This is a genomic window from uncultured Ruminococcus sp. (assembly GCF_934476685.1).
In the GTDB taxonomy this organism is placed as follows: domain Bacteria; phylum Bacillota; class Clostridia; order Oscillospirales; family Ruminococcaceae; genus Hominimerdicola.
Genome location: NZ_CAKSNX010000001.1, coordinates 340658 through 360448 on the forward strand (window position 1 = coordinate 340658; position 19791 = coordinate 360448).

A 19791-nucleotide genomic window follows, 5' to 3' on the forward strand; every position below is an offset into this window, starting at 1 on the left:
TTGCCCCCTATTTCCTTGCCGAATAATGCGCAACGATATGCCTCTGTTTCCCTGTAACGTGATCCTTTCCCTTTATGTCAGCACCGTTGTGGCTCATAAGCTCCGCACATATAAGCCCCTCCAGCGACAGATCCGCCACAGGCTTTCCGTCGCATACTATGGTGAGCTTTCCGTTCGCCTCGTCAACGGATATTCCGCCCGTCCTGCCGATGACCTCTTCATCACCGCCGAAACGCTCTACCACATAGCTCAGCCGCTTGCCGTGATATGTCATTATCTCTTTCAGCGGTGTTCCTGCCTGCTTCTTTTTAAAAAGTCCCATTATGCCTCAGTTCCCTCGTCACAGCCGCAGTTCACTCTGTTCTGTACGTCCTCGAATTCTTTCAGTATCTCTTCATCAGGCGCTTTCGTCGCAAGACTTACGATAACTATAAGGAGTATCGAAACGATAAATCCCGATACAAGTGAGTAAAGTCCTGTTGCTTCCGCAATGGTCTGTCCACCTATGATCTTCGGATAATCCCATAAAAGTACAGTCGCCGCACCGCCTGCAATGCCTGCCGCCGCTCCGGCAAGATTTGTCCTCTTCCAGTAAAGTGACATAAGTACGATCGGTCCGAATGACGCTCCCAGTCCTGCCCATGCGTTTGAAACAAGTCCCATAATGCTTGATTTAGGATCAAGCGCAATAAGATAAGCTATTACCGCAATGCAGAGAACCGTTATTCTGCTCACAAGAAGTACCCTCTTGTTGTCAGCCTTCTTGTTTATAAGTGAGTGGTAAATATCCTCAGATACAGATGATGCCGTTACAAGCAGCTGTGAATCAGCCGTTGACATTATAGCTGCCAGAACACCGCAGAGGAAAATTCCGCCGATAAATGGTATGCCTATGTCCTTGTTGAATACTCTCTGTATCATCTCGATAAATACGTTCTCCGACTTGCCCTCAGCCAAAAGCGGGAGATATGCTCTTCCTATAACGCCGATAAAGCAGGCAAAAGCAAGTGATATAGCGCACCAGCCGCAGCCGATGAACTTTGACTTCTTCAGTTCCTTCTCATCTCTGATAGCCATGAATCTTACCAGTATGTGAGGCATTCCGAAGTAACCAAGCGCCCAGCCAAGCTGTGAGATAATGTCTACCGCCGAGAACTTTTCTCCGTCACCTGTGTTCATTACGTTGAGAAAATGCTCTGCATTTACACCCGTAGCCGCAATGTTGTCCATAATGTTTCCTGCACCAACAAGTACAGCCGCAATGATAGGGATAGTGATAACTCCTACCAGCATGAGCATACCCTGTATAAAGTCTGTGATGCATACCGCCATAAATCCACCCATAAATGTGTAAGCAAGTATTACAACAGCACCGATAGTAAGGCATATCTTGTAGTCAATGCCGAAAACGGAGTTGAAAAGCTTTCCGCCCGAAGAAAGTGCAGACGCCGTGTAAACCGTAAAGAAAATAACGATAGCGATCGAAGATACTACCAGCAGTATCTTGTTTTTGTCATGAAATCTGTTTTCAAGATATTTCGGCAGCGTGATAGAATTGTTCGCTCTGATAGTGTATCTTCTCAGCCTGCCCGAAACAAGCATCCAGTTCAGTATCGTTCCGATAAGCAGTCCAATAGCTATCCATATCTGTCCTGTTCCCAAAGCATATACCGTTCCCGGAAGTCCCATGAGCATCCAGCCCGACATATCCGATGCCTGAGCAGATAAAGCGGCTACCGCTCCCGATAACCCACGTCCTCCGAGGAAAAAGTCCTCCGAGTTTTTGTTCTTTTTCATGTAAGTCGCACCGATAAGCAGCATACCCAGCAGATATACCACAAATGCAGCAAGAGTCCATATCATTGTTGACGTCATATTTTTCCTCCAAAATCAAAATTAAAGGGGCAGAATCTTTTGCGGTCCTGCCCCTCCTGTGCGGGGATAGTCTGATGTTCTTATCCGTCCTTACTTAGCCTTTGTCCTTACCTCTTCGTCAAGCTTTGCAACGATGTCGTCAACAGGCATAGCAGGCATCTCGCCCTCTTTTCTCGAACGTACAGTAACCGTGTTCGAGCTTACCTCGTTGTCGCCGATAATGAACATATAAGGGATCCTTTCAAGTCTTGCAGCCTTGATCTTAGGACCGATATTCTCATCTCTGCTGTCAACAGTAACTCTCATACCCATAGAAGTGAGCCTGTCTGCTATCTTCTGAGCGTATTCAACGTGCTCAGGCTTGATAGGCAGAAGTCTTACCTGCTCCGGTGCCAGCCACAGAGGAAGTACACCGTTGAAATGCTCCAGCATATAAGCAAGCGTTCTCTCAAAGCAGCCAAGTGATGTTCTGTGAATGATGTAAGGCAGCTTCTTCTGTCCGTCCTTGTCAATATAGTACATACCGAACTTCTCAGCCAGCAGCATATCTATCTGTATAGTAACGATAGTGTCCTCCTTGCCGTATACGTTCTTGTACTGAATGTCCAGCTTAGGACCATAGAATGCAGCCTCATCTATACCGATCTCATAATCAAGACCGATGTCGTCAAGGATAGTTTTCATTGCAGCCTGTGCGTGCTCCCACTGCTCCTTTGTACCCTCGTACTTGTTCTTCGGGTTAGCAGGATCCCACTGTGAGAATCTGAATGTGCAGTTCTCCAGCAGACCAACAGTTTCAAGGAAGTATTTCGCAAGCTCCAGACAACCCTTGAATTCGTCCTCCAGCTGATCCGGACGGAGAATGTAGTGCCCCTCTGAAATAGTGAACTGTCTTACACGGATAAGTCCGTGCATCTCACCGCTGTCCTCGTTTCTGAAAAGCGTCGAAGTTTCTGTCAGACGCATAGGAAGATCTCTGTATGAACGCTGTCTGTTAAGGAATACCTGATACTGGAACGGACAAGTCATCGGACGCAGCGCAAAACATTCCTTCTCTTCATCGTGCGGATCGCCCATAATGAACATTCCGTCAAGATAATGATCCCAGTGACCTGATATCCTGTAAAGATCACGCTTAGCGAAAAGCGGTGTCTTTGTGAGCTGACAGCCGTGAGCCTGCTCAACGTCCTCTACCCATCTCTGGAGCAGCTGTATAACTCTCGCACCCTTTGGCAGCATAACAGGAAGTCCCTGACCAATGCAGTCAACAGTTGTGAAGTATTCAAGCTCACGTCCTATCTTGTTGTGGTCACGAAGCTTAGCCTCTTCCATTGCCTTGAGATGTTCTTCAAGCATCGAAGCCTTTGGATAAGCAGTTCCGTAAACTCTGCAAAGCTGCTTTCCGTCCTCAGCCTTGCCCCAGTATGCACCTGTGCATGACAGAAGCTTTACAGCCTTTACAGGAGCAACGCTCATAAGGTGCGGACCTGCGCAAAGATCAACGAAATCGCCCTGCTTGTAGAATGAAAGCTTTTCACCCTTGTCATCATGCTTGTGGATAAGCTCGATCTTGTAATCTTCATTTCTCTCTTCCATAAGCTTGAGAGCCTCGTCAGCAGGCAGCTCAAATCTTTCAAGAGCAAAGCCTTCCTTAGCAAGCTTTTTCATCTCCGCAGCTATCTTGTCAAGGTCAGCAGGAGCGAAAGGCTTTGCAACCTCAAAATCATAGTAAAATCCTGTTTCAGTAGCAGGACCTCTTGCAAGCTTAGCCTCAGGGTAAAGATTTTTAACAGCCTGAGCCATAAGATGAGAAGCAGTGTGCCAGAAAGTTTCCTTACCGGCCTTTGAATCAAAAGTCATAACTTCAAAATCGCAGTCTGAATCAATAATAGTCCTGAGATCCTTTACCTCACCATTGATCTTAACGCAGCAAGCAGCCTTGTAAAGACCCATACCGATGTCTTTAATAATCTCGCTTGCAGGCATAGCCTGTTCAATTTCACGGATAGAACCGTCTTTAAGTTTAAGATTGATCATTTTCTATTCCTCCATTTTAAATAATTTCAAATATAAATAAGCCAAAGCCTATAATAAACTAACAAACTAAAAAATGAGTCACATTAATAAAAATATATACAAAGTAGGTATAGCACAAAGCAAGTTTTAGGATCAACCCCTTTTTCAAAAGGGGTTGCAGATTCTTAAGGCAGAGCCTTAAGTCGCTCCCGCAGGAGCGAAATCCCCTACGGAGGAGCTCCGCACAGGGTGAAAAGTCAACGCCTACGGCAGTTGACTTAGGCAAGCCCTGCGATAGAGGGCTGCTCCTTACTCGCCTATCGCACTCATTACCCTGCAAGGGCTTGCCCCTTGCACTGTCAAACCTTCAAACCCACAATTCAAGCAACGCTCAAACTTATAAATTCATACAAATTTATAAACCAAGCACCCTCAACCTACCTAGTGCTGAGTAAATATTCCATAACGTAAACATATCCCCAGAAAGCAAGTAAAGCAAAACTTAAAAGATTTGATATGATGCTAAGTACCTTCCTCGGTGCTTTCTTTATCAGCCAAGTGCTGCCGTCGTTCCCCTTTTTCTCAATAAGCTGAGAGAAAAATGTCGAGAACCAGTATGTCACTATCCATATGGGGAGAAAAATAAGAAATCCAAGCTTGTATGATATCTCTCCACAGTAGGATATGTATGATACATACCCGGCCGCAGCGTATGCAGCTAAACATACTGTATAGCAAATGATCGCCAGAACCTTTCTGACTTTCATAGTATCAACACCCCCTCAGCATTGTAAACACCTAAGCCACTAGCGAATGAAAAAATGAAAAATATAATGCAATAAAAAATCCCATAGAAGCGATTCGCTCCTATGGGACGTTGTAAACGTGTTTCCACCCAATTTCACCGAAATATATAATGAATATCTCAGCCTCGTTGACAGCCTTTAACGCAGACCTGCGGCGTGTATTGAACGCACTCAGGGGCGGTGTTCCATTTACCTTGAAATGTGCCGCTTTCAGCAGCCGCAGCACTCTCTGTAAGATCAAATACCGTAAACAGACTTCCCCGTCATAGTTTTATCATCTTAAATTGTCCGCAGAGAACTTTCCCTGCGCTTGAATTTAATTTTATCACCCTTCTCAGCCTTTGTCAAGAGGGAATTGCTCCGCCATAGTAAATATTATAATTTTTTTGTGTAATTAACTAAAAAATGCCTTGACAATTAGAACAATTTATTATACAATAATAATATGCATTATAATTTTTTATATGAGCTACGCCAATGGGCGATGAATAGTGATTATTATAAAATCAATTTTGCTGATTTGTATCTTTACAATTTAATATCGGGTGGGGTAAGATCATAAGTTAATATTTTTGCATGGCTGAGTTTTCTGAATGGATCATTTTTTTGACAGCTGTGCTTTTTTACTGAGATTTTCCCCATACTTTCTAAGAAGGAGGAATGACTACACATGAGCATTGGAATGGCAATAGTTTTGTGTATAGTCGCTCTTTTTCTTGGCGCAGTTGTAAGCGGACTTGTTTGTTTTAAAATGGGTGAAGATCATCGTAAAAAAACAGCTGAAGCATTGATGGGCTCGGCTGAAAAAGAAGCGGACAGAATCGTAGAGGACGCTAAAAAGAACGCTGAAACCCTTAAAAAAGAAGCTTTAGTCGAAGCAAAGGACGAAATACATAAGTCCCGCCAGGAAACTGAAAAAGAGCTTAAAGAAAGAAGAATCGAAGTTTCAAGACAGGAACGCAGAGTCCAGCAGAAGGAAGAATCTGTTGACCGTAAGCTGGATAATCTGGAGAAAAAGGAAGAAAGCCTTCAGGGAAAGCTGAAATCTGTCGACAAAAAACTGGAGGAAGCCGAAAGGATCAAGAAATCCCAGCTGGATATGCTGGAGAAGATCTCACAGCTCACAGCCGAACAGGCTAAGGAGCAGCTGCTTTCACAGCTCGACGGCGATCTCGTTCACGAAAAGGCTGTCAAGATCTCCAACTTTGAAGCGCAGATCAAGGACGAATGTGATGCCAAGGCAAGACAGTATATCTCGCTCGCTATCGCAAGATGCGCTGCGGATCAGGTATCTGAAACCGCCGTTTCAGTCGTTACACTTCCTAATGACGAGATGAAGGGTAGGATCATCGGACGTGAGGGCAGAAATATCAGAACTATCGAAACTCTTACAGGCGTTGACCTTATCATCGACGATACTCCTGAGGCTATTACGATATCCTGCTTCGATCAGGTAAGAAGAGAGGTCGCTAGGATCGCTCTTGAAAAACTTATACAGGACGGAAGAATCCATCCGACCCGTATCGAGGAAATGGTCGAAAAGGCTAAGCGTGAGGTCGAACTCAAGATCAAGCAGGAGGGCGAAAGAGCTGTTCTCGAAACCAACGTGCATGGTCTTAATCATGAGCTTATCAAGCTTATCGGCCGTCTGAGATTCCGTACAAGCTACCGCCAGAATGTGCTTAATCACTCTATTGAGGTCGCACATCTCGCAGGTATGATGGCTTCCGAACTGGGAGTTGACGCTAACCTTGCAAGAAGAGCAGGACTGCTCCACGATATCGGTAAGGCCCTCAGCTATGAGATAGAAGGTTCACACGTTCAGATAGGCGTTGACGTATGTAAAAAGTACAAGGAAAGCCCTGACGTTATCCACGCTATCGAGGCTCACCACGGCGACGTTGAGACCCGTACAGTCGTTGCGGCTCTCGTACAGGCTGCCGATGCTATTTCTGCGGCAAGACCTGCGGCAAGAAGCGAGAATTATGAGAACTATATCAAGCGTCTTCAGAAGCTGGAGGAAATTTGTACTTCTTATGAGGGAGTAGAGAAATCCTATGCTATACAGGCAGGCCGTGAGGTAAGGATCATGGTTCAGCCGGAGAAGATCAACGATGAAAAGATGATAATCGTTGCAAGAGAGATCGCTAAGCGTATCGAAGCGGAAATGGATTATCCTGGACAGATCAAGGTAAATCTTATCCGTGAGAGCAGAGCGGTCGAGTACGCAAAGTAACCACAAAGTAGATTACAAAGTAATCACTACGTAAATTACTTTGTAGATCACTTTTATACTCAAAAATATTTAAAGAATAAAAAAGCGGGCAAATTTTTTAGTTTGTCCGCTGTTTTTATATGAAAGATATCAAAAGACGGATCGGAGGATAAGTCTATGGCTAAAAAGGAAGATACACCGAACAAAGGTCATAAGCATCTGTTCGGGTCATCTGAAAAATCGGATTTTATTTTGAATATGACTGCTGACGGCGCACAGAAAATGTGCGGTGTTTACATTATACTTGCGGTCATCATAACTGCCATTGCGGCGATACCTGCGTATTTTACTCAGACGGTGGAGGAATACACCCTTGAGGACGGCTCGGTTCATTATCTGAGCGAGAACTTTATTTTCTATGCAGGTGCGGCTGTAATGCTGCTGGGATTTGTGGGTTATCTTATTTTTATGATAGCCTGCTCCAAAAAACAGGTGGTTTTAAAAGACAACAAGGCGCTTTTTGCTCCGCTGGCTGTAATGCTGCTGTCGGCTGCGTCGTGTATCACATCTTTAAATCTTTACACGGCTGTTCTCGGCTATCTGGGCAGGCATGAGGGAATTATCACTATACTGGGATATTTCGGATTGTTTGCGGTAGCTTTTGCTGTACACAGTGCAAACAGAAAGATAAGGATAATGGATCTCGTTGTCGGCACAGGCTTTGTGCAGGCTGCGGTGGGAATTTTGCAGGCTGTTCCTGCGACATCATCGGCAATGAAAAATTTCTTTGAATACCTTTATGTCGGACCGGGAACAGACCCTTCATTTTATTCTTTAAATGACGCTGCTTATTATGACGGCGGAATATCGCAGATAACAGGTATTTACACTCACAGCAGGGCGGCAAGCGGATTTGCCACAAGCCCGTTCGCTCTGGCGGCTGTTCTTGCAGTTGCTTTTGCCTGTGCGGCTGCGGGTGCGGCATTTGATGAAAACAAGAAGAGAAGAGTGCTTTACACTATCGCTGCTCCTGTAATGGCTGCGGCGGCTTGCCTTACAAGGGTAAAGCCTGCGGTAATAGGCATCATTGCGGCGGCTGTTATCGTACTTGTGCTTGCGGTCATAGGTGCGGTAAAGAAAAAGGAAAGATCGGCTGTTATTTTTGCAGTTATCATAATGGCTGTATCGGGCGCTTGCGGCGGTATACTTTTCGGTACAGGTGCGGCTGACTTCAGAGATGAGCAGGTTATCTTCACAGACGGCTTTGTAATGCGTTCGATAACATATCTTGGTCGTGAGGACAGTGAAGACACTGAAAAGGACATTTACACATATCTTCGTGATGACGGAATGTATGTTGCACAGCAAAATCCTATGCTTGGAACAGGTCCTGACAATCTGTCTTATGAATACTCAGCCTGCGGAACTATCACAGACAGATTTTACAATGAATATGTTGACCTTGCGGCATCGAGAGGAATACCTTGTCTGATAGCATACGGCATTTTCCTGCTGGTGAGCGTTGTGAAAATGGCAAAGGGCATAAAGCGTTTTATCGGCGGCGAAACGGACTGGACGGTCTGTGCGGCATCGGCGGCTGTGCTTTGCTACCTTATACAGGCTTTCTTCAACACCTCATGGGTGAACTCGACTCTTTATCTTTACATCATGCTCGGTCTTGTATGGAGCGGTGCAGGGGTGCTTAAATCGGAAAAATCGAAAGAATCGAAAAAGTAAAAATATCAGCAAACGGGCGGCCATAGGTCGCCCTTGCTTATGCATAGGCTTTTGCAGCGGTCAGCGGCATTATCTAAAGTTAGTCAAAGTATACAAAAACAGGCGGCGAGATTTTAATAGTTTGTATGCCGTAAAGGTATTGACAAATGTATACCTTTGTGGTATACTTTAATCACAGCAAAGGAAACGGCGCTGAAAGAATTAATGAAAACAATCAAAATCTAAAAACAAAAAATGATAACAAGGAGGACAAAAATTATGTCAAAGTTTGTATGTTCAGTATGCGGTTATATTTATGAAGGCGAAACAGCTCCTGAGAAATGTCCACAGTGCGGCGTTCCCGCTTCAAAGTTCAACAAGGTAGAGGACGAGCAGATCACATGGGCAGACGAGCATAAGGTAGGTTCTGCACAGGGACTGGACGAGGAAGTTGTTCAGGGTCTGAGAGATAATTTCAACGGCGAATGTTCAGAAGTTGGTATGTACCTTGCAATGGCAAGAGTTGCATACAGAGAGGGTTATCCTGAGGTAGGTCTTTACTACGAAAAGGCAGCTTATGAAGAGGCTGAGCACGCTGCAAAGTTCGCTGAACTTCTCGGCGAGGTAGTAACACCTTCAACAAAGAAGAATCTTGAGCTGAGATACATGGCTGAGAACGGCGCTTGCGAGGGTAAGCTCGTACTTGCAAAGAGAGCAAAGGAGCTTGGCTATGACGCTATCCACGATACAGTACACGAGATGGCAAAGGACGAGGCAAGACACGGCTGCGCTTTCAAGGGTATGTACGACAGATACTTCGGCAAATAATTTAAGAACATAAATAATGAACGGCTGCGGTGAGAGATCACGGCAGCCGTTTTTTGCTATATTAAGATAAAAGAATGACGGCGGACATTTTGTCCGCCGTCGGGGAAAGAAATTTATAAGAAATTTGCATTGAAATGACTTGATTTGTTTGACTAGTTTGATTAGTCCATTGCTACGACTTCTTTATAGAACTCAGTGTAATCCTTTCTGTTCTCCTTTGTGAAGGCGATAGCTGTTCTTGGGTGCTGGTTGAGAAGTCCTGTCATAAGGTACTGGAGATCGTAACCCCATACAATACCGTCAGCTTTCAGCTTTCTCATATGGTCTTCGATGAACTTTATTACAGGGTATGTATTGTACTTAGGATTTCTCAGGAAGCCTAAGAGAAGCTCCATAGCGCAGTTGCCTGCACCTCTGCCCATTTCGGCATAGGTAGCGTCCAGCCAGTCAACTCCGTCGCCTACTGCCTCGATAGTGTTGGCGAAAGCGAGCTGCTGATTGTTATGAGCGTGGATACCGATCTTCTTGCCGTACTTTTCGGCAGCCTCCATATATGTATCTGCGATCCTTGCGATCTGCTCAGGGTAGAGTGCGCCGTAGCTGTCTACGATATAGAGAACGTCAACAGGTGACTTTCCAAGGATATCAAGGGCAACTTTGAGGTCGTCGCTCTGGGCATTTGAGATAGCCATAATGTTGCAGCTTACTTCATAGCCCTTTTTCTTTGCATCCTCGATCATATCCACTGCGGAAGGGATAGTGTTGAGGTATGTTGCAACACGGATAAGGTCAACAGGGCTGTTGCTCTTTTCCTGAATATCGTCCTTATAGTTGCATCTTCCTACGTCAGCCATAACAGCAAGCTTGAGGTCGGTATTATTATCGCCGACAACGGCTCTGATATCATCATCGTTACAGAACTTCCACTTGCCGAATTTATTTACATCGAACATTTCCTTATCAGCCTTATAGCCGAACTCCATATAATCAACGCCTGCTTTGATATTAGCGAGGTAGAGGTCGTGAACGAACTCATCGGAAAAATAGAAGTCATTAACAAGACCTCCGTCACGAAGTGTTGCGTCTATTACCTTTACGCCTGAGCGGTAGTTCATAAGGTTAGAAATTTCTTTCATCATTCATTCTCCATTCCATATTACTTTCGATTTAAAGCTTGCAAGCTTTAAATCTTGTCAGCTTTAAATCACTAAAGTGATTATAGCACACTTGATCGTTTTTTGCAAGCGGAGAAGATATTTTTTTACCGAATATGCAAAATTTCGTCACATATAACAAAACTGCCGATGAAATACACCGACAGTTTTGTACAAGGCAATACCATTTTGAAATTACATTGCCTAAAAATTACATGAGTTCGCTATAATCTGAGAAAAATTTATCCGACTCTGCTTTAAGCTGCTGCCAGTCGGCTATATAATGGCTGTTAAGGCAGGCGACGGCTGTAAAGCTGCCTGCTTTTGCACCTCTTATGCCTTCGATTATATCTTCAAAGACTGCGCAGTCTTTGGGCGGGAGGGATATTTTCTTTGCCGCAAGCTCATAGACATCGGGAAAGCCTTTCCCTCTTTCAACTTCGGAAGTGGTGGTGAAAGCGTCAAAAAGCTCATATATGCCATGATGTTTAAGAACGGGTTCGTAAAGTTCTTTTGAAGAGGCGGTGGCAAGGCATATTTTTATACCTTTGCTTTTAAGAAGTTTCAAGTATTTATCCGCTCCGCTGACGAGCTGAACGTTGTTTGCATACTCATACTCAGCCATATCGACCCATTCCTGCATTATATCCTCTATATTCTCATTGAGTGAGAAACGCCGGTTGGTATAAACGGCGGCGGCACGGTAGTTCATGGCGGAAACGGCTTTGAAGTAGTCGGCAGGGACAGCTATGCCACGCTTGCCGAGAAACTTTTTGTCTATCTCGCTCCACACATAATTCGACTCGACAAGAGTGCCGTCGAAGTCGAAAACTGCGCCTTTGAAATCTGTAAAACTCATTATATGTATCCTTTGTTATTTTAGTCCTTTAGTCCTGTTTTGCTGTGCTGTTTTTATCTGCGTACACAAATTCGCATAGCAGACCGGACGACATTGCGATAAGGTCGGGGCAGGGACGTTTTTTATAGTATTCGTTTGTACGCTTTTCGGGCATAGGCTTATCAGGACCGCTCAGTCCGAGCATTTCACGGCAGATTATGGAGTCGAAATTATTTTCCTCTTTGAAACGCCTTGCAAAACGCTGGACGAGGGCATAGTTTTCGCCCTTAGCTTTGGGGTCAGAGCCGTTTATATTTCCGTAGAGCATACCAAGCACCATGACAGCTCCCGAAAAAGCACCGCAGACCTCTCTCATTCTGCCGATGCCTGCGCCGAATCCGCTGGAGATTTTAAGGACAGTTTTAAGGTCAAGCCCCATTTCGTCACACCATGCGGCGGCGACGGACTGGGAGCAGTTATAGCCTTTAAAGAAATACTCTCTTGCAAGGGCGGATTTTTCCTGCTTTTTATCGAATATATCGCATTTATTGCACATTTTATCTTACCTGCCTTTGAAAGATCAGTAGCCTATCTTTATAGTAGTACCGGGTACGCTTACACCTGCGCTGACTTTGATAGGGAGTTTCTGATCCTCGGTAAAACCGATAGTTTCGCCGTCCTGAAGCACGGCATTTTCGGAGAGGACATACTCGGAGATAGAGTAGAGAAAGCTTATTACCTCGTTAGGCTGTTTGCTGCTGTCGATTATCTCCAGCTCTTCCTTGCCGAAAAATCTCATACCGGAAGTGAATGCGCAGATACCTGATTTTGCGAGGTACATACCTGCATAGATGAGGATAGGCATAGGATATTCGCCGTCCTTGATAGTTTCGGCAAAGCCGAGGTAGAAATCTCTTTCATAGACGGTAGGATTTTTATAGATGCCGATAGAATTATTGAGTTTGAGCAGGCTGTATGCCACCTTAGCAAAGAGGAGAGCCTGTTCGAGTGGGTCAAACTTATTCATTACGGCGAGCATAACGTGTGCCTGATGAGCGGAAACGGCTTTAACGCCGTCTTTCCAGAGGATATTGTTCTTTGCGGACTCCTCAGCCTCTTTATTTGGTACAGGGTTAGGCATAAGGGAGCAGGCAACGACCATATCGCCGACTCTGAACACGATAGCGTTATCCTTTACTTCGTCATCGCAGACGATATTCCAGTCCTCACGGAGGGACTTTTTAAATCTTGCCCAATCCATATTTGCATCTTTATAGAGGACAAAGCCTGCAAGGACATTTCCCTCTTTGGTTTCATTATTTTCACTTGGATTTTTTATATCTGACATAATACATACTCCGTTCTGCATTAAAATATTATCATTAAAGCTATTATAACAGTATAGCATATCTTCATATTTTAGTCAACCGAGGAGGGCGGCGGCAATGGGCAGGTAAAGTGCGGACAATGGAATATATAGAAAGGACATACAATAATATAAAAACGGATAGGGAAAACAAATTATGCATAGATATGGACGGTATGAGGTGTTAGAAAGTTGTTTTTTATTATCTTTTTTAACAATTACGGCGGTACAAGGGACGGTGCTGTTGTATAATATGCTGTGAGGCGGTATGCAAATTTTGTGAAGAATATGACTTGCGGCAGACTGTGAAAAAGTGTATAATTAACAATAGGGAAAGCCGTCGTTCTGACGGCTTATAAAATCTGAAACGGAGGATCTCCATGCACACTCGGATATGGCTGAGCCGGTGCGTGGATATATTTTATATATGAGATTTAAAAGAATTTCTGCGGGCATATGCGCTGCTGCGGCTGCGGTATGCTGTATGGCGGGGGTATGCTCCGCTCAGGTGGTGAACGACGCTGAGGGAAATGTGGGCGGAGTACAGATAACGGCTCAGAACGATACTAACGGCACGAATGTTACGGAAGCGGCGGCGAATGAGGTAAGCTCGGTCAGCGGTTCAAAGGTATCGGCAAGGCATGATGACCCGAATGCATCGCTTTATGTATGCATTGCAGGGGGAGTTGTGGTCGTAGTGGCTGTGGTAGCGATATTAGCCAAAAAGAGAAAGTAATTTCAGAAAATATTTCAGTTCACGGGACAGAGTATTTAGCTTAATTCATTAAACATAAAAAGAGTTAGAACAAAGTTAATTTTCCAAAGCGTCATTGAATTTCCTCTGAGGGTATTGTATAATTGATATATAATATAAAATTTATACTATCAGCAATGGGAAAGAAGAGAGAAAAAAGGATATGGAAAAGATTTTTTATATCTCAAAGGGAAATGAAAACGGAGATGCCAGTATTCCGACAACGGACAGATTTCAGCGCATAGAGAAGATGAATATGCTGCTAAACAGCGGCTGGAAGATAAAAGAGTTCGTCAACAGCGGCAGGGAGGAATATTTCCTGCTGGAAAAGGCGGAGGCGTAGGAAGTTTTCACGCATACAGTAGTTTCAGTCACAGCAATTCCGTTTCGGAGGTGCTGTGGCTTTTTTATGCAGGATATGCATATATGCAGGAGGTCGGTTGACAGGCTGGGTGTGCGGGGGTATAATGGGGATAATGAGAGATAAGGAGTTGTGAGGTAATATAATGGAAAAAGTCAAACTTACTGCGCTTCCGTGTATTTGTGCTGATGTTTTTGACGGTACAGACATAATCAGACCGGGAGGAGAAGCGTTGAATTTTGCGGCTCATGCATCATGCTTTAAGGACATTGATGTTACGCTTCTCGGTATTATTGGGAAGGACAGGTATGCAGAGGTAATAATGGATTCAATATCAGATCTTGATATTGATAAAGAATTTATTCGGATCGATGAAAGATATCAGACTGCAAATAATATGACTTATCTTACGTCTGATGGTGACAGGTATTACAAAGAAGATTCATGGAACGGCAAAATACTTGATGATATTATATTGAATGATACCGAGATCAGAATATTATCTGAGTCAGATGTAGTTTTTATTCATTTCTGGGCTTCCTGCTTTTATCAGGTGGTTGAACTGAAAAAATCCTTTGGATTTAAGCTTGCGGTAGATTTTGATGTATACAGAGATCTTGACGTTATGGAACGGCTTGCACCATATATTGATTTCTTTATGATAAGCGGCTCAGAAGAACTGCTGCCTAAATTCAGAGAATTATCGGATAAGTACAGCTGTCTGTTCAACATATCTCTTGCAGAAAAGGGAAGTGTTACTTATTATAAGGGAAATGAATTTAAAGTGCAGGCTGAAAAGGTTGATACGATAGTCGATACAACAGGGTGCGGTGACAGCTATCATGCAGGTTTTGTTTGCTCATACATTCTTGAAAATGATATAGTAAAAGCTATGAAAGTAGGTTCGGAAATAGCAGCAAAGACTTTAAAGCACTATGGCGGATTTTAATTGAGAGGTGAGGTCTTAAGTTTGCCTGTGGTGGAATGGTTGATTACAGCTAAAAATTGAAAGGATCGACTACGAATAAAATGCCGCAATTTTAAGCTTTTTTGCGGCAAAAGGCAAATCACAAGTCTGAAAGGGGAAATGACAATTCTCTTTCGGACTTTCTTTTATAAAAAAGCGGAAAGGTACTTGAAATTCGGACGGAAATATTGTATAATAAATGTAATCGTTTTTATATTGAAATAAAGGAGTTAAAAATATGGCTTATGTAATCGGTGTTGACTGCGGAACAAGCGGTACTAAAACTGTCCTTTTCGATGAAAAGGGTACGGTCATTTCTTCTGTGACTATCGAATATCCTATGTATCAGCCTAAGAACGGCTATGCGGAGCAGGAGCCTGCGGACTGGGCTAATGCGATGATCGAAACTATCAAGGCGGTCATGGCTAAGAGCGGAGTTTCTAAGGACGATGTAAAGGGTGTCGGTATCTCAGGTCAGATGCACGGTCTTGTTATGCTGGACGGTGACGGAAATGTTCTGAGAAGATCTATCATATGGTGCGATCAGAGAACGGCTGCTGAGGTCGAGGAGATGGATCAGAAGCTGGGAAGAGAAAAGCTTATCGAGATCACGGCGAATCCTGCTCTTACAGGCTGGACTGCTGCAAAGATACTTTGGGTAAAGAACAACGAGCCTGAGATATATGAAAAGTGCAGACATATCCTGCTGCCTAAGGACTATCTGAGATATATTCTTACAGGTGAGTTCGCTACTGAGGTTTCGGACGCAAGCGGTATGCAGCTGCTGGACGTTCCTAACCGCTGCTGGTCAAAGGAAGTTTGCGAGGCGCTTGACATTGATATGTCTATGCTGGGCAAGGTATATGAGTCATGTGAGGTAACAGGACAGGTCAGTGCAGCTATGGCTGAAAAGACAGGTCTTAAAGCAGGTACTATCGTTGTGGGCGGCGCAGGCGACAATGCGGCGGCTGCTGTGGGAACAGGTGTTGCTGTTGACGGAAAGGCGTTCACGACTATCGGCACTTCGGGAGTTGTTTTTGCACACACTTCAAACATTTCTATCGACCCTAAGGGAAGAGTTCACACCTGCTGTGCAGCTGTACCGAACAGTTGGCACGTTATGGGCGTTACACAGGGCGCAGGACTTTCACTCAAATGGTTCAGAGATAATTTCTGCAATGCTGAAAAGGAAACTGCAAAGTATATGGGCGTTGACGAATATTATCTTATGGATAAGGAGGCTGAAAAAGTTCCTGTGGGAGCAAACAGACTGCTTTATCTGCCTTATCTTATGGGCGAGAGAACACCGCATCTTGACCCAGACGCAAGAGGAGTTTTCTTCGGACTTTCAGCTATGCACACAAAGAGAGAGATGCTCAGAGCGGTAATGGAGGGTGTTTCATATTCTCTGAGGGACTGCGTTGAGGTATTCAGAGAAATGGATATAAATGTTTCGGATATGATGGCTTGCGGCGGCGGAGGAAGTTCACCGCTGTGGAGATCAATGCTTGCAGACCTTTACAACTGCCCTGTAAAGACGGCATCTTCAAAGGAAGGACCTGCACTGGGCGTTGCACTTCTGGCATCTGTTGGAGCGGGAATATATTCATCTGTTCCTGAGGCTTGCGCTGCGGTAGTAAAGACGGATAAGATACAGCAGCCGAATGAAGAGAACGTTCCTGAGTATGAAAAGTATTATCAGCTTTACAGGGAGATATACCCTGCACTCAAGAGCGAGTTCGCTAAGCTGGCTAAGATGTGAGTTGAGTATAAAGTATAAAATAAATAAAAAATAACTCTTCTTGTTTTAACAGGGAGAGTTATTTTTTGCTCTGTATCTCTAAAAGAGTTTCCATGCGTTCTAATATTTTGATTTTATTTACATCTGAAAGCTTATTATAAAGTTTAAGCAGGGTTTCTTTATCATCATCTTTGTGTGTATCGGCAGAATTCAGGGGGTCACGTCCAAGAATATAGTCTACGCTGACTTTGCAGCAATCGGCAAGATCGCAGATATAATTAATTGGTGCTTTTACTTCACCACTTTCATATCGGCTTATCTCCTGCTGTGAAATACCGATCATAGATGCAAGTTCATTCTGAGTCATACATTTTTTTCGTACACTTACTAGATTTGGATATAAATACAGATTATCTTTCATACGCTTTCCTCATTTTCGTTATTATTCACAAAATAATGATACAACATATTTGTGGTATTGACAAACAACATAACTGATGTTATAATACAATTAATACAGCAATTATGTAGTATTAATTGTATTATTGGAGGTATTTATATGTCTTATGCGGAGAAAAATTTATCAAAAGGTGACACAGTAATATTGCAGGCTCATACAAGCTGGCTTGCAATTCTTCCAAAGGTGATAGAAAGCGTGATACTTTTTATCGTGGCGGCGTATGCGAAAAGCGCACTTTATTTTCTTGGAGTTGGGGAACTCATAACCATTGTATGTATCGTGATCGCATTGGCTATTATTATCGTAACGGTACTGAAGATCACGCACACCGAGCTGGCGCTCAGCAGCAAGAAACTTATAGGCAAGATAGGTATAATCAACACTAAGTCTATGGATTCACCACTTAACAAGATCAATAATGTTTCAGTAGATCAGGGATTATTCGGAAAAATATTCGGATATTCAAAAATAACAGTTTCAACATCTTCCGGCAATTATGTTTTTGATTATATTTTATCGGGTGACGCATTTAAAAATACAGTAATGGAACAGATCGATGTTTATGAAAATGAACGTTTGCGCAATCAGGCGGAACAGATGTCAAGGTACAGCAATCAAAACAGGGAATAGTCTTTACTAAATAAAATACTTATTGCAAAGCCGTTCTGACGTTAATGTCGGGGCGGCTTTGTCGGTCATTATTGGATATGATACGGCTTTTTAAGGCTGGTGCAGGCATATAAGTATGCTGAATGTTTTCAATTATCACTTGAAATTTCTTTAAATATAGGGTATAATACTTATAACATCGTATGGAAGGAATATGGTGACATATATGGGAAAAGAGTTTTCACTCTGTCAGGGCGTTTACGCTGAGGGTACAGAGGGATTGAAAAGCAGTTACAGACTCCTTGAACAGGGGGCGGAAGGTCTGCTGAGTGCTGACGCTATTGCTGACTGCGCAAGGGGATTTATAAAAATGATAGCTGAGCCTGTGTTCTTCTTCCTTGAACTGCCTGAGGATATGGAGGGCGACGGAAAGTACAGCCTTTATTACCTTGACAACTGCACAAAGGCGGTGGCTGAGGCGATTATGAAACGTTACGGCGAACTGCTGGTCAATGACGGGGCGGCAAGGTTCGGTTTTGGCTCGAACAAGACTGATGAGGAGATCTATTTTACCGATTATCAGGAATTTTCCATTTACACAAAGCGTACTGCGGCTATGGAAAAGCTGCTTGCATCTGTGGGGGCGGTAAAGACGGACAAGCCCGACTCGATATGGGAACTGCTCAGCGAGGAAAATCAGGGTAGTCTTTCGGTAGTCGAGATAGAGGGCGAAACAGTTTTTGACATACCCGACAATCTGAAACAGGCGGGAATGTACAATGCGGAGAGCGTCTGAAAATATTTACGATATTTATATTTATTATATTTATAATATAGAACGGAGGAATTTAGATGAACATATGGCATGATATTTCACCTAAGGCAATTTCAAAGGACAGATTTACGGCGGTCATAGAGATACCGAAAGGCTCAAAGGTAAAGTATGAGCTTGACAAGGCAACGGGACTGCTCAGAATGGACAGAATACTTTATACTTCAACACATTATCCTGCAAACTATGGCTTTATTCCGAGAACATATGCAGAGGACGGCGACCCGCTGGACGTGTTGGTGCTTTGCTCTGAAACACTTGAACCGCTGTCACTGGTTGAATGTTATCCGATCGGTATGATAATGATGATGGATAACGGAGCGGCTGACGAGAAGATAATCTGCATACCGTTCAATGATCCTACATACAATGTATACAAGGATATAAGCGAACTGCCTAAGCACATTTTTGACGAGATGTCACACTTCTTTACTGTATACAAGGCTCTTGAGCATAAGGATACGGTCATTGATGATGTAAAGGGCAACGAGGAAGCAAGAGAAACTATTGTAAACTGCATAGACAGATATATTGACAGCTACTGCAAATAAAGACATTAATGCGAATATAAAACGACCGTTCGGGTACACAGGCTCGGACGGTCGTTCTCTTTTTGTGCAAAATCACAATAGGGGAGGAGGAGGAAGGTCGGATAATGCATTTATTATGGGTCAGAGAGGGGGAAAGAAAAGTTTCACGGCGCAAAGACGGAAATTTTCGCAGGATTTTAAAGGCTGTGTAAAATTGTAATAATTATTTTATTTAACTTATAATTTGTGTAACTATTTATTAACCTGATAAGACACAATTTAAGAGGGTAAGACATGGTGCGGCAGGGTAAGACAGAAAATTTATCACTATTCTGTATTTGGTGTTATTTTTTCAAAATCGCTATTGACGAATACCACAGGTTGTGCTACAATAATATTAATAAAGGGAACGGACGGCTTTGCGGTCGGAGGTTTTAAAAGAAAATGGCAATAAGTTGGTTAAAAATATGACTTAAATCGTATCTGTATATTCTTTTTTAAGGCGGCGGAAGTTACTAGATATTGTGGTTGTGAAAATTAATGAAAAATTTACAAATTACAATAAAGTTACAAGCACTGTAAAATTAGTTACAAAATTCGCCCAAAAGTTGCCTGACACCCCGCAATAGTACAATAAAAATCCCTCTTCTGTTCATACTTTGGGAAAAATTACAGTTGCAATTTTTATTTATATAGTGTATAATTATTGTACGGTGGTAAAAA

At 43.3% G+C, this 19791-nt stretch carries 20 protein-coding genes; 10 read left to right on the forward strand and 10 right to left on the reverse strand.

The features are described 5' to 3' along the window. Positions 1-7 precede the first annotated feature (7 nt). The 5 genes from Q0E19_RS01545 to Q0E19_RS01565 form a co-directional block, all read right to left on the reverse strand. Complete coding sequence (locus Q0E19_RS01545) at positions 8-322, reverse strand: hypothetical protein (protein ID WP_294406513.1); 315 nt, start codon at positions 320-322, stop codon at positions 8-10. Then, complete coding sequence (gene putP, locus Q0E19_RS01550; protein WP_294406516.1) at positions 322-1875, reverse strand: sodium/proline symporter PutP; 1554 nt, start codon at positions 1873-1875, stop codon at positions 322-324. Before putP ends, Q0E19_RS01545 begins: the two co-directional genes overlap by 1 nt. Before the next feature lie 90 nt (positions 1876-1965). After that, complete coding sequence (gene thrS, locus Q0E19_RS01555) at positions 1966-3912, reverse strand: threonine--tRNA ligase (protein ID WP_294406519.1); 1947 nt, start codon at positions 3910-3912, stop codon at positions 1966-1968. A gap of 416 nt (positions 3913-4328) precedes the next feature. Continuing rightward, complete coding sequence (locus tag Q0E19_RS01560) at positions 4329-4658, reverse strand: hypothetical protein (protein WP_294406521.1); 330 nt, start codon at positions 4656-4658, stop codon at positions 4329-4331. A 100-nt stretch (positions 4659-4758) separates the two neighbouring features. Beyond that, entirely contained in the window at positions 4759-4938 is a 180-nt protein-coding gene (locus Q0E19_RS01565; protein WP_294406524.1) for a hypothetical protein, read from the reverse strand. A 429-nt stretch (positions 4939-5367) separates the two neighbouring features. Here Q0E19_RS01565 and rny point away from each other — a divergent pair, with 429 nt between their 5' ends. From rny to Q0E19_RS01580, 3 genes are all read left to right on the forward strand, one after another. Next, a complete protein-coding gene (gene rny, locus Q0E19_RS01570; protein ID WP_294406526.1) occupies positions 5368-6933 on the forward strand; it encodes a ribonuclease Y in 1566 nt (521 codons plus the stop codon). Between the two features lie 156 nt (positions 6934-7089). Continuing rightward, a complete protein-coding gene (locus Q0E19_RS01575) occupies positions 7090-8649 on the forward strand; it encodes an O-antigen ligase family protein (protein WP_294406530.1) in 1560 nt (519 codons plus the stop codon). A 258-nt stretch (positions 8650-8907) separates the two neighbouring features. Then, on the forward strand, positions 8908-9456 hold the full coding sequence (locus tag Q0E19_RS01580) for an NADH peroxidase (protein ID WP_294406532.1): 549 nt from the start codon (positions 8908-8910) through the stop codon (positions 9454-9456). 161 nt (positions 9457-9617) lie between these two features. Here Q0E19_RS01580 and Q0E19_RS01585 read toward each other — a convergent pair whose 3' ends face one another. The 4 genes from Q0E19_RS01585 to Q0E19_RS01600 all read right to left on the reverse strand — a co-directional run bounded on the left by Q0E19_RS01585 (position 9618) and on the right by Q0E19_RS01600 (position 12796). Further along, on the reverse strand, positions 9618-10592 hold the full coding sequence (locus Q0E19_RS01585) for an aldolase catalytic domain-containing protein (protein WP_294407018.1): 975 nt from the start codon (positions 10590-10592) through the stop codon (positions 9618-9620). Positions 10593-10821: 229 nt separating this feature from the next. After that, on the reverse strand, positions 10822-11469 hold the full coding sequence (locus tag Q0E19_RS01590) for an HAD family phosphatase (protein ID WP_294406534.1): 648 nt from the start codon (positions 11467-11469) through the stop codon (positions 10822-10824). Between the two features lie 28 nt (positions 11470-11497). Continuing rightward, entirely contained in the window at positions 11498-12004 is a 507-nt protein-coding gene (locus Q0E19_RS01595; protein WP_294406537.1) for a C-GCAxxG-C-C family protein, read from the reverse strand. Positions 12005-12028: 24 nt separating this feature from the next. Then, positions 12029-12796, reverse strand: a complete 768-nt coding sequence (locus Q0E19_RS01600; protein WP_294406540.1) for a DUF4261 domain-containing protein — start codon at positions 12794-12796, stop codon at positions 12029-12031. A gap of 445 nt (positions 12797-13241) precedes the next feature. Between Q0E19_RS01600 and Q0E19_RS01605 the strand changes: the two genes are divergently transcribed. From Q0E19_RS01605 to xylB, 4 genes are all read left to right on the forward strand, one after another. Further along, positions 13242-13550 (forward strand): hypothetical protein, encoded by a 309-nt coding sequence (locus tag Q0E19_RS01605; protein ID WP_294406542.1) that lies wholly within the window; start codon positions 13242-13244, stop codon positions 13548-13550. Positions 13551-13731: 181 nt separating this feature from the next. Continuing rightward, the gene (locus Q0E19_RS01610) at positions 13732-13911 is read left to right on the forward strand and encodes a hypothetical protein (RefSeq protein ID WP_294406544.1); all 180 of its coding nucleotides are present in this window, start codon (positions 13732-13734) and stop codon (positions 13909-13911) included. A 163-nt stretch (positions 13912-14074) separates the two neighbouring features. Continuing rightward, complete coding sequence (locus Q0E19_RS01615) at positions 14075-14878, forward strand: PfkB family carbohydrate kinase (protein ID WP_294406546.1); 804 nt, start codon at positions 14075-14077, stop codon at positions 14876-14878. A 256-nt stretch (positions 14879-15134) separates the two neighbouring features. Then, a complete protein-coding gene (xylB, locus tag Q0E19_RS01620) occupies positions 15135-16658 on the forward strand; it encodes a xylulokinase (RefSeq protein WP_294406549.1) in 1524 nt (507 codons plus the stop codon). A gap of 58 nt (positions 16659-16716) precedes the next feature. On the opposite strand, the gene Q0E19_RS01625 is transcribed toward xylB, so the two are convergent. Continuing rightward, positions 16717-17058: a helix-turn-helix domain-containing protein gene (locus Q0E19_RS01625; RefSeq protein ID WP_294406551.1), complete on the reverse strand. Its 342-nt coding sequence runs from the start codon at positions 17056-17058 to the stop codon at positions 16717-16719. A 138-nt stretch (positions 17059-17196) separates the two neighbouring features. On the opposite strand from Q0E19_RS01625, the gene Q0E19_RS01630 reads away from it, so the two are divergent. The 3 genes from Q0E19_RS01630 (at position 17197) to Q0E19_RS01640 (ending at position 19089) form a co-directional block, all read left to right on the forward strand. After that, the gene (locus Q0E19_RS01630; RefSeq protein ID WP_294406552.1) at positions 17197-17727 is read left to right on the forward strand and encodes a PH domain-containing protein; all 531 of its coding nucleotides are present in this window, start codon (positions 17197-17199) and stop codon (positions 17725-17727) included. A gap of 205 nt (positions 17728-17932) precedes the next feature. Beyond that, the gene (locus Q0E19_RS01635) at positions 17933-18502 is read left to right on the forward strand and encodes a hypothetical protein (protein ID WP_294406555.1); all 570 of its coding nucleotides are present in this window, start codon (positions 17933-17935) and stop codon (positions 18500-18502) included. Positions 18503-18558: 56 nt separating this feature from the next. After that, positions 18559-19089 carry an inorganic diphosphatase gene (locus Q0E19_RS01640; protein WP_294406558.1) on the forward strand — a complete coding sequence of 177 codons (531 nt, stop codon included), beginning with the start codon at positions 18559-18561 and terminating at the stop codon, positions 19087-19089. Positions 19090-19791: the final 702 nt, after the last annotated feature.